This window comes from Serratia sp. TSA_198.1, from assembly GCF_052686505.1.
Genome location: NZ_JBQZFP010000001.1, coordinates 439132 through 454974 on the forward strand (window position 1 = coordinate 439132; position 15843 = coordinate 454974).

Genomic DNA, 15843 nt, shown 5'->3' on the forward strand with positions numbered 1-15843 from the left:
ATTCCGTTTGCGTTCGGCCTCATCCGTTATATGGGGTCAAACCGCCAAGTATAAAGTCACCCTGCTTCATATATGTGATCGGTATCACATAATGCCGCGGCGTGACCTTTATGCGCTACAGTTTAGGCCAAAAAGCACTGCAATGTTGTTAATTTTTTGTTATTATTACTCATTGTTTTCGTTGACATTATCCACATTCAGAGAATCACGCAAATGGCTAAAGACACAACCCCTGACCATCCGGCCACGGAACTGAATGAAATCCAACGTTATGTGACCCAGGAACGGGGCACTGAAGCGCCGTACTCCGGTAAATTGCTGCACAATAAGCGCGAGGGTGTATACCATTGCCTGTGTTGCAACTATCCGCTGTTCTATTCCGACAGCAAGTATGACTCCGGCTGTGGCTGGCCAAGCTTCTATGAGCCGGTATCCGACGATGCGATTCGTTATATTGATGATAATTCACACAATATGCATCGAATCGAGATTCGCTGCGGCCACTGCGACGCTCATCTGGGGCACGTATTCCCCGATGGCCCGCAGCCTACCGGTGAACGCTTCTGCGTTAACTCGGCTTCGTTGAGTTTTACCGACGGCGAGAACGGCGAAAAAACAGCCGGCTGAGGATTATTCAGCCAGAAAAATCGATTCAGCTAATTATTCTTCCACGAATGAGGAAATGCTCTGATGGACGTGAAAGACCTGATTGCCGCAATGACCCCGGAGATCTATCAGCGCCTGGTACAGGCGGTAGAACTGGGTAAATGGCCAGACGGCGTTGCGCTGACGCCGGAACAGAAAGAAAACAGTCTGCAGGCGGTGATGTTGTGGCAATCGTTGAATAATGCCGATCCGCAGCATATGACTATTGGCACCGACGGCCAGATAGTGATGAAGAGCAAGCAGGAACTGAAACAGCAGTTCGTTGCCGAACCGCTGGTTAAGTTGAAGCCGCAATAAATCCGAAGACAGGGCGATGCAACCATCGCCCTGCCGGTTTAGCGTTTCCCGCCGTTTATCCTCAATGATTCCGCCAACTGGTGTGCCAGCCGATTGTTGTCGTCTGCGCCATATTCCCAGAACATGGCGCCGCCCAGCCCCTTGCTTTTAATGTAGTCAGCCTTGATCGCGACCGAACGCGGATTCTCATACGAAATAGCAAACAACGGTTTGCCCTCGGCGGATTGCAGGGTCAGGTAGGGAACCTTGGCGTCGTTGTCCCAATGGGCGCTGAAGCGGCGCTGTGGATCGTTCAGCAGCTTGCTGACGATATCGTTGTACTTAAAATAGCTGTCCTTGGTCAGATCCAACCCCAGTGACTTGAACACGGCGGTTTCACGTGCGGTGAAATAGGGCTGGGTAACCGGATTTTTGGCTGCATCCGGTTTATCCCAATCGATGCCCGGCTCCGTAGCCCGTTTGGGCACCCGGCCGTAAAAGCCGATGCCCAGGTTCAACTGTGCGGGTTTCAGTCCGGCTGCCAGGTAGTTATCCACCACGAAATTGGCGCTGTAACGATCGGCGGCGGCGACGGTTGGCCACTGCTTAGAGTCATACAGGTTGGAATTGAAATATTGGGTGCCATACGCCATGTCGTAGGTCATCAGGTTGATGTAATCGAGATAGGGCGCAATGCCTTTCACATCTACCCATTCCTGCGGGCTTTTTGCGTTGGCGCCGACGGCGATGGTCAGCAATTTGCCTTTATCCAGCGCTTTATGCAGTTCCCCCAGCAGCAGGGTGAAGTTGGCGCGGTCCGCCGGTTGGCTTTCGACCAGGCCCCAGGCACCGTTGACCGGATATTCCCAATCGAGATCGATGCCGTCGAGGTGAAATTGTTTAATCACCTGTTGTACCGAACGGATAAATATTGCCCGGCTTTCCGGTGTGGCGGCAGCACCGGAAAAACCGCGCGCTCCCCAACCGCCAACGGAAAGCAGCACCTTCAGTTCTGGGTTTTGCTTACGCAACACCGGCAACAGTTTCAGATCGGCCTCAACCTTCGGCGATAAATAGATCTGATGCAACCGAGCCGGATCTTTCAGCGCCGGATTGTTTTCCTCTTTCTCGTTGTTGTAAATCAGGCCGAAAGAGTAGTTGAGGTGGGTGATTTGGGTGACATCCAGTTTGTTGATATCGCCACCGGGGCCAGCAGTGACGTCGCCGCCACCGTTAAAATAACCGACGGACAGATAAGACGCCGCGTGAGCCATACTGGTTCCGGCCATGCCTAACTGCACCGCTACCAGCAAAGGCAGCAGTTTACGGGGTAATGCCATGTTATCTCCTTTGGTCGGCAAGGCCGACCGAAACCGCCTGAGGCGGTAACATAAAGCCGGGCTCAGGGGGCCCCGGATGCGTATAACCGATTGATGCGAAGGCATCAGCGGTCATAACAGCAAAAGCAACGTCTGGGAACAAGATGTAATCACGGGAGAATGGTTGGAATGTGAGCGGTGTCGAGATTTGCACCGAGGGAGAAGAAGCGGGCGCCTGGGGCGCCCGCTGGAATCAATGTGCGATGAATTGTGACAGGGTAACGAGTTGTGCTCCGGCCAGCTCCATTGCCTGGAACGCTTTTGGGCTGTCACCTGACTGTAAATCGACGCCGCGGCAGCCGTCGGTAATCACTGATGTCACATATCCCAGTTCCAGTGCATCCATTACGCTAAACTTCACGCAGTAATCGGTCGCCAGACCCATGATAGCCAGGTGAGTGACACCCTGCGCTCTCAGCCAACCGTCCAGCGCGGTTTGCGCTCGGTGACCGTTGTCAAAGAAGGCGCTGTAGCTGTCGATATCCGGGTTTTGACCTTTACGGAACACCTCGGCAATGGCCTCTCGGTGCAACTGCGGATGCAATTGCGCCCCGTGGCTTTCCTGCACGCAGTGCACCGGCCACCACACCTGCGGCAATCCTGCCAACTCACCTTGCGTGTTGACCTCAGTCCCTGAATTTACCGCAAAACTGCGATGATTGGCGGGGTGCCAATCCTGGCAAGCGACTACCGGTTCACCGCGCGCCACGCAGGCGGCAATCGCCTGATTGGCGGCGATAACGGTGGCATCGCCGTCCGCCACCGCTAACGCGCCACCGGGGCAAAAATCATTTTGCAAATCGATTAACAACAGGGCGGTTTTCATCTCGGCTCCGTAATCTGGGTAGACTTAGCCCGTAATGCTCAGCTCGCCGCGCAGGTTTTGCTGCATCTGGCTGCGGATTTGCTCCGGCGTCAGCGGTTGGCTCAGCAAATAATGCAGTTTAGTCAACGCCGCTTCGACGGTCATGTCAAAGCCGCTGATGACCCCTGCATGGGCCAAGGCATTACCGGTGGCATAACCTTCCATGTTCACCCGGCCTGAGATGCATTGGGTCAGGTTCACCACTACGATGCCGCGTTCGGACGCATCGCGTAATTCATCGACAAGCTCCGCTTTTTGCGGCGCATTGCCCACGCCATAAGAGCGCAGAATCAGCGCTTTCACCGGTTGCAGCAGGAAGTTGCGCACCACAGCGCCGGAAATGCCCGGATAAATCGTCACCACGCCGATCGGTTGCGGCGTGATGTTGTGGACCTGCAGTTCGCCGTTGCAAACCGGGCTGTCGATGCCGTTCTGGCGGCGGATGTGAATACCGGCTTCCAGCAGCGCGGGCAGATTGGGTGAAGCAAAGGCGTCGAAGCCATCTGCATGCGCTTTGGTGGTGCGATTACCGCGAAACAGCTTGTTGTTGAAGAACAGGCTGACTTCGTTTACCGGATGATTGGCGGCCAGATAGAGCGAGTTCAGCAGGTTGGTTTGGCCATCTGAGCGCAGTTCTGCCAGCGGGATTTGCGAGCCGGTCACGATCACCGGTTTGTCCAGGTTTTCCAGCATGAACGACAGCGCTGAAGCGGTGAAGGCCATGGTGTCGGTGCCGTGCAGAATGACGAAGCCGTCATAGCTATCGTAATTCCGTTTGATGTCGTCGGCGATGTGTTGCCAATCTTCCGGCGTCATGTCTGAAGAGTCGATCAGCGGCGCGTATTCATGAATGGTGAAGTCCGGCATTTCCGGCCGGTGGAACTCGGGCATCAGTGCCAGTTGGCGTTGCAGATGGCCGGAAACCGGAATGTAGCCCTGTTCCGAGCGTTGCATGCCGATGGTACCGCCGGTGTAGGCGACGTAAATGGATTTTTTTTGCATAGTAATTGTTTTGACAGAAATAAGATGGGCTGAATTATAGGGGGATAACGGCAGAAAAAAAGCCCGGCGTGTGCCGGGCGCAGGAATATTTTGTTAGCGGACTTCTCCGCAGGTCAAACAGATGGCATAGCGGTTTTGCGGATCGTTCAGATTATTGAATAATCCCGGTTGCTCCTTCACCGCCATGGCGACCGATGCCAGTGGAGCCGGCAGCATCGACTGAATGGCCGCCGGCAACATGGCGTGAATTGACACGCCAAACTGGCTGAGCACCATGTCGGTCAGGCTTGGGGTATCGACAAACCAGTTAAGCTGCCACTGCTTCAGCTTCGCCAACTCGGCGGCTTTCTTCACCGCATCGTCGAAATCGCCCAACTGATCGACCAGGCCATTGGCTTTGGCGTCACTGCCAAGCCACACGTGGCCCTGAGCGATCTGATCGACCTGTTGCGGCGTCATTTTGCGAGATTTGGCAACCAGATCGATAAAGTTCTTATACCCGTTCTCGATATTCAACTGCATCATTTGCGAGAACTCCGGCGGCAGCGCCTTGGTCACTGCAAGGTCCGCCAACGGCGAAGTTGCGACGCCGTCGGTATGCACGCCGATGCTGTCCAGCGTTTGCTCGTAGGTATTGATGACCCCGAAGATGCCGATGGAACCGGTGAGGGTGCTCGGGCTGGCGATGATGTAGTCCGCCGGCGTAGAGACCCAATAGCCGCCAGAGGCCGCCATACCGCCCATCGACACCACCACAGGTTTGCCTGCGGCACGCACTGCAGCCAGTTCAGAACGGATCACTTCGGAGGCGCTGACGCTGCCGCCTGGGCTGTTCACGCGGAACACCACCGCTTTGATTGACGGGTCAAGACGAGCCTGGCGCAGTTCCGCGGCGGTGGTATCCCCCCCAACGGCGCCCGGCGTTTGCGGGCCATCCATGATGGCGCCATTGGCAAACACTACGGCGATTTTCCCGCCCTGATCCGGCGTTGGTTTTGGCTGATAATCGTAGATGCTGGTGGCGTTGAAATCATTCGCCTGTTTATCCCAACCGAAGGTTTTGATCAGTTGGTTCTCGATAACGGTGCGTGACGCCAGTTCATCCACCAATTTGCTGTCCAGCGCAAACTTGGCGGTATCCCCGCCGGCCGCCTGCAAGCCGGTCAGTACACCTGCCGCGCCCGGGAACAGCTGCTGCGGAGTGATCTGACGGTTGGCCGCCACGGTATCCAGATAGTTTTGCCACAGCCCGCCGATCCAACGGCTGTCGGCTTCGCGCGCCGCCGGTGACATATCGTCGCGGATCAGGGGTTCCACGGCTGACTTGTAGGTGCCGACGCGGAAGATATTGGTAGTGACCTTGAGTTTTTCCAACAGCGATTTGTAGTAAAGGTTGTTGGTGGCAAAGCCGTGCAGATCGACCGCGCCCTGCGGCGACAGGTAAACCTTGTTGGCGTAGCTGGCCAGATAATATTGCGTCTGGTTATAGCTGTCGCCGATGGCGAAGATCGGTTTACCGCTATCGCGGAATTCTCGCAGTGCTTTGCCGATGTACTGTAGCGAAGGCTGATCGGCGCCGGCAAAGTCATTCAACTGCAATACCATGCCGGTAATGTTTTTGTCGTCTTTGGCCTTGCGGATACTGTCGACCACGTCGAACAGCGAGTTTTCCTGCAGACGGTTGCTGGAAGCGCCCAGCAGTTCGCGGCCCCACTGGCGTACTTTGTTGTTCATTGACGGTTGGTCAACGACCACGCCGCTCAAATCAACCAGCAGCGCACCGCTCGTCGGGACGGCAGGGGTAGTGGAACTCTGGAATGAAAGATAAATACCGACCCCAACCAGGATCAGCAACACCAAGAACAGATTAAGGACCAGTTCCCTGATAAAGTTCAGCAGACGCCATGTCCACCTGAAAACGCCGGCAATGATTTGCCACAATGTGCGCATGTGCTCTCCAACAAGAGTCGAGAATGTCCCGCTATCCTAATGAGCGGCCGAAGAAAAGTCAGCTTTAAATCGTGAGTCACGAGGGCTATCGCCGAGGCTGTAACTCACCGTTGAGCTATGTTAACGTGATCGTAATGAAAATTATTATTGGGAGTTTACGATGGATGCACTGGATCTTTTACTGAATCGCCGTTCTGCATCACGCCTCGCGGCCCCAGCGCCAACGGGGGATATTCGCCAGAATATCATCAATGCGGGCCTTCGTGCGCCCGATCACGGTGCGCTGCAGCCGTGGCGCTTTGTGATGATCGAGAATCAGGGTCTGGAGCGTTTCAGCCAATTGTTACAAACTGCTGCGAAACAGGATCAACTGGACGACGCTGCGGTAGAAAAAGCCACAAAGGCGCCGTTCCGCGCTCCGCTTATCATCACGGTGGTGGCGCATTGCAGCGAAGAAACCAAGGTGCCGCGTTGGGAGCAGGTGGTTTCTGCCGGTTGCGCGGTACAGGCGATGCAGATGGCCGCTCTGGCGCAGGGCTTCAACGGGATCTGGCGCACGGGTGCCTGGACCGAACACCCGCTGGTTCGCGAAGCCTTTGGTTGCCGTGAGCAAGACGAAATCGTCGGTTTCCTCTATCTGGGCACGCCGCAGTTGAAAGCCGCTACTAAAGTTGTCGCCCCCGACAGCACACCGTTCGTCAGTTACTTCTGATCCCCTGCGGGGTTGCGCGAAAATGCGCCGAATCCCGCAATTCTGCGTTGTTTCTGAGCAGGCTGTACGGTTATCGGCAGCCCGCTCTTATCAATCCCGTCGGCAAGCGCTACCCTATGATATCTTGAATGCCGTTAATCGAAGGGAGTGGTATATGACATCGCCAGCGATCCGTTTGACCCAGTACAGCCATGGTGCCGGCTGCGGTTGCAAAATCTCACCGAAAGTTCTCGAAACAATTCTGCACAGCGAACGGGAAAAGTTTGTCGATCCGCGCTTGCTGGTTGGCAATGAGACCCGTGACGATGCTGCGGTGTATGACATCGGCAACGGCGTTGGCATCATCAGTACCACTGACTTTTTTATGCCGATCGTCGACAACCCGTTCGATTTCGGCCGCATCGCCGCCACCAACGCCATCAGCGATGTCTATGCCATGGGCGGCAAACCGATCATGGCGATAGCCATTCTCGGCTGGCCGATAGCCACACTGCCGCCGGAAGTGGCGCAGCAGGTCATTGACGGCGGGCGTTACGCCTGCCAGCAGGCGGGTATTGCACTGGCCGGCGGCCACTCGATTGATGCCCCCGAACCCATTTTTGGCCTGGCGGTAACCGGCATCGTCAATACCGACCGGGTAAAGAAAAACAGCGCAGCGAAAGCCGGCGCCCAATTATTCCTTACCAAGCCGCTGGGTATTGGCGTGCTGACCACCGCGGAGAAGAAAAGCAAACTGCGCCCTGAACATGAAGGTTTGGCGACGGAAGTGATGTGTCAACTGAACAAACCGGGGGCGGATTTTGCCGAGGTCGCCGGCGTGACGGCGATGACTGATGTCACCGGTTTCGGGCTGCTGGGCCATCTGAGCGAAGTTTGTCAGGGTTCAGATTTGCAGGCGACGTTATGGTTTGATCAGGTGCCGAAACTGCCGGATGTCGAACGCTATATTACCGAAGGCTGCGTGCCGGGCGGCACCGGGCGTAATTTTGACAGCTACGGCCACCTGATTGGTGACATGACCGATCTGCAGCGCCAGTTGTTGTGCGATCCGCAAACTTCCGGTGGCCTGTTGCTGGCGGTACTTCCTGAAGCGGAACAGCAGGTGCTGGCGATTGCCGAACGCCACGGTATTCAGCTAACCGCCATCGGTGAACTGCATACGGCAACGCCGGGTAAGCCACTGATTGAGGTTGTGTAGTGTCATCTACTCCACCACGGGCCGACACCCACGACTATCGTCGTATTTTTTTGCAGGATATTCCGCTGATTGATGTGCGAGCGCCGGTTGAGTTCCAACAGGGCGCTTTCGCCAATGCGCTGAATCTGCCGCTAATGAATGACAGCGAGCGGCAGGCGGTGGGCACCTGCTACAAACAGCAGGGGCAGCATGCGGCGATAGTACTGGGCCACAGCTTGGTAAACGGCAGGTTGCGTGAGCAGCGCACGGCGGCCTGGCTGGCACAGTGTGCCCAATGGCCGGAAGGGTATATCTACTGTTTCCGTGGTGGGCTGCGTTCACAGCTGGTACAGCAGTGGCTGCGTGAGGCTGGGGTGGCGTACCCGCGCATCAGCGGCGGCTACAAGGCGCTGCGTCATTTCCTGCTCGGCACGCTGGAACAGAGCGCAAAATTGCCCATGGTGCTGGTCGGCGGCAACACCGGCAGCGGTAAAACCCTGTTGGTCAACGAGTTGGCAGAGGGTATCGATCTGGAAGGCGCAGCGCGCCATCGCGGTTCATCTTTTGGCCGAACGCTGGTGGCGCAGAGCTCGCAGATTGATTTTGAGAATCGTCTGGCTGTGTTATTGCTGAAAAAACAGCATGGTGGCTGCCGCCGTTGGATACTGGAGGATGAAGGGCGCATTATCGGCAGCAATAACCTGCCGCTACCGATCTTCAACCGCATGCAGCAAGCGCCGGTGGCCGTTATTGACGATCCCTTTGAGGTGCGTCTGGCGCGGTTGCAGGATGAATATATCGTTCGCATGCGCATAGGGTTTGAACAGACCTACGGCGCGGAGCCGGGCTGGCAGAAATACGCTGAGTATCTGCATCACGGCCTGTTCGCCATTCGCCGTCGCCTGGGAATGGAGCGCTTCCAACTGCTGACGCAGCGGCTGGAATGGGCGTTGCAATTCCAGTATGCCGGCGGTAATAGTGACGCGCATCAGGAGTGGCTGGTGCCGTTGTTGCAGCACTACTATGATCCGATGTATCACTATCAATTGGAAAAGAAATCCCGGCGGATTGTCTTCCGCGGGAATTATGCTGAAGTAAGAGAATTCCTGATGACGTACAGCCAGAATAACGGTGAATAATGCGACTGTTTATTGCCGAGAAACCGAGTTTGGCGCGCGCCATTGCCGACGTTCTTCCCAAACCGCATCGTCGCGGTGACGGGTTTATTGCCTGTGGCAACAATGATGTGGTCACCTGGTGTGTGGGCCATTTACTAGAGCAGGCGCAGCCGGATGCCTACGATAGCCGCTATGCGCGCTGGTCGCTGGCGGATCTGCCCATTATCCCCGAAAAGTGGCAACTGCAGCCGCGTCCCTCGGTCAGTAAACAGCTTAATGCGATTAAAAAGCTATTACATGATGCTGACGAGGTAGTGCATGCCGGTGACCCGGATCGCGAAGGACAATTGCTGGTGGATGAGGTGCTGGACTATCTGGCGTTGACGCCGGAAAAACGTCACAGCGTGCGCCGTTGCCTGATTAACGATCTCAACCCGCAGGCGGTGGAGCGCGCTATAGAACGGCTGCGTGACAACCGCGACTTTATCCCGCTGTGCGTCTCCGCGCTGGCGCGTTCCCGCGCTGACTGGCTGTATGGCATCAACATGACCCGCGCCTATACCATTTTAGGGCGAAATGCCGGCTATGACGGCGTGTTGTCCGTTGGGCGGGTGCAGACGCCGGTGTTGGGGTTAGTGGTGCGGCGTGATGAAGAGATTGAAAACTTTGTGCCAAAAGACTTCTTTGAAGTCAAAGCGCACATCGTGACGCCAAAGGAAGAGCGCTTTGTCGCGCTTTGGCAGCCGAGTGACTCTTGTGAGCCTTATCAGGACGAAGAAGGGCGTCTGCTGCACCGGCCGCTGGCGGAGCACGTGCTTAAACGCATCGAGGGCCAGCCTGCGCTGGTCACGTCCTATAATGATAAACGGGAATCAGATACCGCTCCGCTGCCGTTTTCGCTCTCGACGCTGCAGATTGAGGCTTCCAAACGTTTCAACCTGAGTGCGCAGCAGGTGCTGGATGTATGCCAGCGGTTGTATGAAACGCATAAATTGATCACCTATCCGCGTTCCGACTGCCGCTATCTGCCGGAAGAACATTTTGCCGGGCGTCATGCGGTGCTTAACGCGATCAGCGCTCATCAGCCGGATCTTTACCCGCAGCCGGTGATCGACAACGATCGCCGCAACCGTTGCTGGGACGATAAAAAAGTTGATGCCCACCATGCCATTATTCCTACTGCCCGCGCCAGCAAAGTGAGCCTCAGTCAGGACGAATTGAACGTCTACGGGTTGGTGGCGCGCCAGTACCTGATGCAGTTTTGCCCGGATGCCATGTTCCGCAAATGCGTGATTGAGCTGGATATCGCCGGGGGGAAATTTGTTGCCAAAGCGCGTTTCCTGGCCGAAGCGGGCTGGCGGACGCTGCTGGGCAGTAAAGAACGCGACGAAGAAAACGAAGGTTCTCCGTTGCCGGTGGTGGCGAAAGATGATGAGCTATTGTGCGAACGTGGTGAGGTGGTGGAACGCCAGACTCAGCCTCCGCGGCCTTTCACCGATGCCAGTCTGCTTTCTGCCATGACTGGCATAGCGCGTTTCGTACAAGATAAAGCGCTAAAGAAAATCCTGCGAGCGACCGATGGTTTAGGTACCGAGGCGACGCGTGCGGGCATCATTGAGTTGCTGTTCAAGCGGGCGTTTTTGTACAAGAAAGGGCGTTATATTCATTCCAGCGAGACCGGTCGGGCGTTGATCCATTCGCTGCCGGATATTGCCGCTCGCCCTGATATGACGGCCAACTGGGAGGCTACGCTGACGCAAATCAGTGAAAAATCCTGCCGCTATCAGGACTTTATGCAACCCTTGGTAGGCACTTTGCAGGAGCTGATTTATCAGGCCAAGCAAAGCCGGGCGAGTATGGCGTTTCGCGGGTTGCCGCCGTCGCCTTCCGCCGGGGCAAAAAAACGCAAGAAAAGCGCCGGCAAGGCGCGGGAGAAAAGCGAGTGAATCATGGGTTACTGATGCTGGCAACTGGTGGGCTGTTGTTTTCCACTGTTGCGGCTGCCAATCGTGGTGATGTGGATGTAGTGTTGCCGGTGGCGCCGGAAATTTGGGGCACGGCGAAAGACGCCGCCCAGCCGGTAGCACAGCCCTGCAGCCGGTGCTGCATTTATCAGGATCAACACTATTCTGAAGGAGCGGTGCTCAAGGTCGAAGGGGAAGTACTGCAATGCACTCGCGATCCCAACGTGGTTGGCACCAACCCGTTGATCTGGATCCGCTTGAAAAAGTGACGAGGTAACGTTGCCGTTTAGTTCTTGAGCGGCAAAGAGGCAATATAGGCCGCTAGCAGCGGCACATCTGCCGGGGCCAGGGCATAGTCGAACGCCCGTTCCGGTGCTAGCCAGACAAAATCGGAATGGCAGCGATTCTGCAATTCGCCGCTGAATGCTTCAATACGCCAGGCATGCAGCCGGATAATGCGTTCGTTGTGTTGCCACTGGTTGCTGGCGATGTAATTCCCTACGCTCGCCATAATCCCCAACTCTTCATCCAGTTCACGTGCCAGCGCCTGCGGCTGGCTTTCACCTTCCTCGACCTTACCGCCGGGAAACTCCCACAAGCCGGCCTGATCGCTGTTTGCATCGCGTTGAGCCAGTAAAATTTTGCCATTCTTTTCAATGATGGCGGCGACGACGTCGATAATTTTCATGCGTACCACAGAGTGAAACCCCGGCAATTGCCGGGGTTGGAGGAATTACAGCGAGAATTCTGCCCAGACCGGGGCGTGATCCGACGGTTTTTCCATCCCGCGGATCTGGTAATCGATGCCGGTTGCGGTGCAGCGCGCTGCCAGCGGCGTGCTGGCCAGCAGCAGATCGATGCGCAGACCCCGGTTCTCATCGAACCCTCGTGAGCGGTAGTCAAACCATGAGAATTCATCGTTGCGCCCCGGGTTGGCATGGCGGTAGGTATCTACCAGACCCCAGTTCAGCAAGCGGTCCATCCATTCGCGCTCTTCCGGCAAGAAGGAACACTTGCCGGTGCGCAACCAGCGTTTACGGCTTTCTTCACCGATTCCGATATCGTAATCACTTGGGCTGATATTTACGTCGCCCATCACCAGCACCGGCGATTCCACGGAAAGTTGCTGCTCCAGGTAGTTCTGCAGATCCTGGTAGAAGCGTGATTTGGCCGGGAACTTGGTCGGATGGTCACGGCTTTCTCCCTGCGGGAAATAGCCGTTAATTACGGTCAATGTACCTTGAGGTGTGGCCAGATCGGCCATGATGATGCGGCGCTGTGCGTCGTCGTCATCGGTAGGGAACCCGCGGCGTACGGCAATCGGCTCATCTTTAGTCAGCAGTGCGACGCCGTAGTGGCCTTTTTGGCCGTGATAGAACACATGATAGCCATGCTGGCTGACTTCTTCCAGCGGGAACATGTCATCGTGAACTTTGGTTTCCTGCAGGCCAATCACGTCGGGTTGGTGCTGTTCGATAATTGCGGACAGTTGATGCGGACGCGCGCGCAGTCCATTGATATTGAAAGAGACAAACTTCATGAGCGGTGCCGTTTTCGCGAGAAAAATGTGTTGAGATAGTAGCAGAGTTTGGCCGGAAATGTAACGCAGGCCAGCGGCAACTGCCGCCGCCGGCAAGCCGCGTTATTTTGCCCAGCGATCGTAATTCTTTGGCTGGTAATCGTCGAATTGTTGCAGCAGGGTATGCGGTGATTCGCTGAGATGCAGGGTGCCGAGGTAGTCATGGCGCATAAAGCCCTGATCGGCTACATGCTGCAGGAAATTGTTTAACGGGCGATAGAACCCGTTTACATCCAGCAGGCCAACCGGTTTGCTGTGATAACCGATCTGGCCCCAGGTCCAGATCTCGAACAGTTCTTCCAGAGTACCAATACCGCCGGGCAGGGCGATAAAACCGTCCGCCAGGGCCGCCATGCGTGCCTTGCGGGTGTGCATGTCCGGCACGACTTCCAATTCGGTCAGACTACGATGTGCGGTTTCTGCTTCTACCAGCCGTTCAGGAATGACACCCACGGCTTCACCACCGGCTTCAAGCACTGCGTCCGCCACAATGCCCATTAACCCTTTTTTACCGCCACCATAGATCAGACGTCTACCCTGGCTGGCAAGCGTCCGGCCCAATTGCCGGGCATTATCGGCATAAGCAGGGTTAGCACCTTCGCTGGCACCACAAAAAACGCAGATATTGTTACGCATGCACTTTTTTCCTTACTGCATTAAAGAAGTCAGTGGTATAGCGAATTGTTGACCGGAGTTCAAGCTGAGCGTGAGGCGAATGGTTAAGGTAACTGATAAATGTGATGTGCAGCTATTTTGATTAGTGATGTGACAAGCTACGGCTGAGTTTGATTTAAATTAAGGGGGAAGTACAAGGATGGTGGTGGGGGAAGGATTATTCGCCGCTGCGCGGCTCACCCTGCGGGCCGCGCTGAAGCGCGTTGTCTCACGATGTGAGACTCGAACCTTGTCGAAGCTTCTCATCCTTCCCCGAAAGGGAGCGGTTGGCTACGGCTGAGTTTGATTTAAATTAAAGGGGAAGTACAAGGATGGTGGTGGGGGAAGGATTCGAACCTTCGAAGTCTGTGACGGCAGATTTACAGTCTGCTCCCTTTGGCCGCTCGGGAACCCCACCATGATATTCATGGGTTTACAAATTGTCGTTCCGGTTTTGCCCGGAAGAAACCTGGCCGGTTTCTTTACTGCGACTTCACTCTTTGCAGAGAGAAGATGGTGGTGGGGGAAGGATTATTCGTCTCTTCGTTCCTCACCCTTCGGGCCGCGCTAAAGCACGTTGTCTCACTGCGTGAGACTCGAACCTTGTCGAAGCTTCTCATCCTCCCCCTCGGTGTTTTATGTAGCTTCAGCTTTCGCTGTGCTCTCATTAACAGAGAGAAGATGGTGGTGGGGGAAGGATTCGAACCTTCGAAGTCTGTGACGGCAGATTTACAGTCTGCTCCCTTTGGCCGCTCGGGAACCCCACCACTGGCCTTGCTTGCGAAACGTCTGTCTCGGTAAGCGGGGCGCATCATATCAAATGAAGCGCGCGTGTAAAGTATTGAAATGCAGAAAATGAATCGTTTGCCGATTTTTTGCCCGTGGCGGTGCATTCCTGAACGAAAGGCCCCGTTTTATACCCCTAACCTTTCAAGCAGTCGCGTTTTTGGCGGAGCTTGCTCACCCCTGTGGGAAATATTTTCCCTTCTGAGGTGAGCGAGTTGGCACCTGGCGGCAACTTGAAATTTATCGGATATATTTGGCCGTTACAGAATAACCGTGCGGTTACCGTAAACAAATACCCGCTGGGCCAACACATGATACAGCGCGCGGCTGAGCGCGTTTTTCTCTACGTCACGCCCGGCACGCATCATATCTTCAGCAGAATAGGTGTGATCAACATGAATCACCTCCTGCATGATGATTGGGCCTTCGTCCAGATTATCGTTAACGTAGTGTGCGGTAGCGCCAATGATTTTTACCCCGCGTTCGTAAGCCTGATGGTAAGGCCGCGCACCAATGAAGGCCGGCAGGAACGAATGGTGGATATTGATCACCTGGTTCGGGTAATGCTGAACAAATGCCGGGGTCAGCACGCGCATATATTTGGCCAGTACCACGTAATCCGGCTGATATTGATCGATCTGAGCCACCATTTTTTGATCGTGCTGGTCGCGCGTCAACCCTTCATGGCTGACCAGATGGAACGGAATATCGAAGCGTTCTACCAGCGTTTGCAGCGTATCGTGGTTGCCGATAACCGCAGCAATCTCTACATCCAGACCGCCGTAGGCGCTTTTCATCAACAAGTCGCCCAGACAATGTGCTTCTTTGGTCACCAATACCACAATGCGGCGACGGCCGGAGTTGTGCAGTTCGCGAACAGAGCCTGTCGGCAGGGCGCTGTCGAGATCTGCCAGCAGCGTGGTGTCGTTGAAGATACCTTCCAGCTCGGTACGCATAAAGAAACGCCCGGTGCGGTGATCAACAAACTCATTGTTTTGAACAATGTTGAGTTCATGTTTGTAGCAAATGTTGGTGATCTTGGCGATCAGGCCTTTGGCATCCGGACAGATGGTGCGCAAAACTTTTCTTTGTACATTTTGGTGTGGCATGGGAATGAGGATCCTGTCTGATACTGAACGTCCTGTCTGTGCAGGCGAGAGTTTTTATAGTCTTTATCTTCAAGCGGCAGCCTGGTCGGCTGTGGCCTGAACGCTATGGGACACAATGACAACCGGCTAACGCCCGCAGCATTTTTTATATTTTTTACCTGAACCACAGGGGCAAATTGCATTTCTGCCAGGCTGGGGTTTGGTTCCATCAATATAGTACCAGCGTTGGTCAAGCTGAAGGAAGCGCGAACGCTCATGCATCGCCTTGTGTTCGCCGCTGTCGGCGTCAACGAAGCGCGCAATGAATTCTACAAAACCTTCGCCGGTATCATGGCCTTCTTTTTCTTCTACTACAGTCAGACCAAGCCACTCGGTGCCTTTGAAGCTGTCGACGATGGACTTGCGCCATTCATTGGCATGGCAATCGGGATGCCAGGTAGCGATCAGATAATCAACATTGTGTTTCACGTAGGCGCTAAAGCGCGAGCGCATTAACGTGCCTGGAGTGGGGGCGAATCTGACCCCGTTAATGTAGGGTTCGCAGCATGCGCTATACTCCAGACCTCCGCCACAGGGGCATAATTCAGGCAAGGTAACTCCTAAAAT

16 protein-coding genes, 2 tRNA genes and 2 other RNA genes are annotated in these 15843 nt (G+C 55.3%); 7 read left to right on the forward strand and 13 right to left on the reverse strand.

The features are described from left to right. Window positions 1–213 precede the first annotated feature (213 nt). Window positions 214–627 (forward strand): peptide-methionine (R)-S-oxide reductase MsrB, encoded by a 414-nt coding sequence (gene msrB, locus ACUTSW_RS02075; RefSeq protein ID WP_062871044.1) that lies wholly within the window; start codon window positions 214–216, stop codon window positions 625–627. 63 nt (window positions 628–690) lie between these two features. Next, window positions 691–963 (forward strand): YeaC family protein, encoded by a 273-nt coding sequence (locus ACUTSW_RS02080; protein ID WP_004945385.1) that lies wholly within the window; start codon window positions 691–693, stop codon window positions 961–963. A 38-nt stretch (window positions 964–1001) separates the two neighbouring features. On the opposite strand, the gene ACUTSW_RS02085 is transcribed toward ACUTSW_RS02080, so the two are convergent. From ACUTSW_RS02085 to sppA, 4 genes are all read right to left on the reverse strand, one after another. Then, window positions 1002–2282, reverse strand: a complete 1281-nt coding sequence (locus ACUTSW_RS02085; RefSeq protein ID WP_445583543.1) for a glycoside hydrolase family 18 protein — start codon at window positions 2280–2282, stop codon at window positions 1002–1004. A 232-nt stretch (window positions 2283–2514) separates the two neighbouring features. After that, window positions 2515–3147 (reverse strand): bifunctional nicotinamidase/pyrazinamidase, encoded by a 633-nt coding sequence (gene pncA, locus ACUTSW_RS02090; RefSeq protein ID WP_445583544.1) that lies wholly within the window; start codon window positions 3145–3147, stop codon window positions 2515–2517. Window positions 3148–3171: 24 nt separating this feature from the next. Continuing rightward, window positions 3172–4188 carry an asparaginase gene (gene ansA / locus ACUTSW_RS02095; protein ID WP_063201135.1) on the reverse strand — a complete coding sequence of 339 codons (1017 nt, stop codon included), beginning with the start codon at window positions 4186–4188 and terminating at the stop codon, window positions 3172–3174. A gap of 93 nt (window positions 4189–4281) precedes the next feature. Beyond that, window positions 4282–6138, reverse strand: a complete 1857-nt coding sequence (gene sppA / locus ACUTSW_RS02100) for a signal peptide peptidase SppA (RefSeq protein ID WP_445583545.1) — start codon at window positions 6136–6138, stop codon at window positions 4282–4284. Window positions 6139–6298: 160 nt separating this feature from the next. Between sppA and ACUTSW_RS02105 the strand changes: the two genes are divergently transcribed. From ACUTSW_RS02105 to ACUTSW_RS02125, 5 genes are all read left to right on the forward strand, one after another. Then, window positions 6299–6850, forward strand: coding sequence for an NAD(P)H nitroreductase (locus ACUTSW_RS02105; protein WP_445583546.1), 552 nt, complete (start codon window positions 6299–6301; stop codon window positions 6848–6850). A 154-nt stretch (window positions 6851–7004) separates the two neighbouring features. Further along, entirely contained in the window at window positions 7005–8048 is a 1044-nt protein-coding gene (gene selD / locus ACUTSW_RS02110) for a selenide, water dikinase SelD (protein ID WP_445583547.1), read from the forward strand. Further along, window positions 8048–9166, forward strand: a complete 1119-nt coding sequence (gene mnmH / locus ACUTSW_RS02115; RefSeq protein WP_445583548.1) for a tRNA 2-selenouridine(34) synthase MnmH — start codon at window positions 8048–8050, stop codon at window positions 9164–9166. The genes selD and mnmH overlap by 1 nt, the downstream gene beginning before the upstream one ends. Then, window positions 9166–11091 (forward strand): DNA topoisomerase III, encoded by a 1926-nt coding sequence (locus tag ACUTSW_RS02120; protein ID WP_063201124.1) that lies wholly within the window; start codon window positions 9166–9168, stop codon window positions 11089–11091. Before mnmH ends, ACUTSW_RS02120 begins: the two co-directional genes overlap by 1 nt. After that, complete coding sequence (locus ACUTSW_RS02125; protein ID WP_445583549.1) at window positions 11088–11378, forward strand: DUF1496 domain-containing protein; 291 nt, start codon at window positions 11088–11090, stop codon at window positions 11376–11378. The genes ACUTSW_RS02120 and ACUTSW_RS02125 overlap by 4 nt, the downstream gene beginning before the upstream one ends. Before the next feature lie 17 nt (window positions 11379–11395). Here the strand turns inward: ACUTSW_RS02125 and ACUTSW_RS02130 are convergent, their stop codons facing one another. From ACUTSW_RS02130 to ACUTSW_RS02170, 9 genes are all read right to left on the reverse strand, one after another. Next, entirely contained in the window at window positions 11396–11797 is a 402-nt protein-coding gene (locus tag ACUTSW_RS02130; protein WP_445583550.1) for a pyrimidine (deoxy)nucleoside triphosphate diphosphatase, read from the reverse strand. 45 nt (window positions 11798–11842) lie between these two features. After that, entirely contained in the window at window positions 11843–12649 is an 807-nt protein-coding gene (xthA, locus tag ACUTSW_RS02135; protein WP_004945359.1) for an exodeoxyribonuclease III, read from the reverse strand. Window positions 12650–12751: 102 nt separating this feature from the next. Continuing rightward, complete coding sequence (locus tag ACUTSW_RS02140; RefSeq protein WP_062871034.1) at window positions 12752–13324, reverse strand: LOG family protein; 573 nt, start codon at window positions 13322–13324, stop codon at window positions 12752–12754. Window positions 13325–13503: 179 nt separating this feature from the next. Next, window positions 13504–13630: non-coding RNA, RtT sRNA (locus ACUTSW_RS02145), on the reverse strand. Window positions 13631–13675: 45 nt separating this feature from the next. Further along, window positions 13676–13760 (reverse strand) — tRNA-Tyr (locus ACUTSW_RS02150). Between the two features lie 96 nt (window positions 13761–13856). After that, window positions 13857–13983: non-coding RNA, RtT sRNA (locus ACUTSW_RS02155), on the reverse strand. A gap of 41 nt (window positions 13984–14024) precedes the next feature. Next, window positions 14025–14109: transfer RNA gene (locus tag ACUTSW_RS02160), tRNA-Tyr, on the reverse strand. 279 nt (window positions 14110–14388) lie between these two features. Then, the gene (gene purU, locus ACUTSW_RS02165; RefSeq protein WP_004945352.1) at window positions 14389–15237 is read right to left on the reverse strand and encodes a formyltetrahydrofolate deformylase; all 849 of its coding nucleotides are present in this window, start codon (window positions 15235–15237) and stop codon (window positions 14389–14391) included. Window positions 15238–15363: 126 nt separating this feature from the next. Next, window positions 15364–15828 (reverse strand): YchJ family protein, encoded by a 465-nt coding sequence (locus tag ACUTSW_RS02170; protein WP_020439162.1) that lies wholly within the window; start codon window positions 15826–15828, stop codon window positions 15364–15366. Between the last annotated feature and the right edge of the window lie 15 nt (window positions 15829–15843).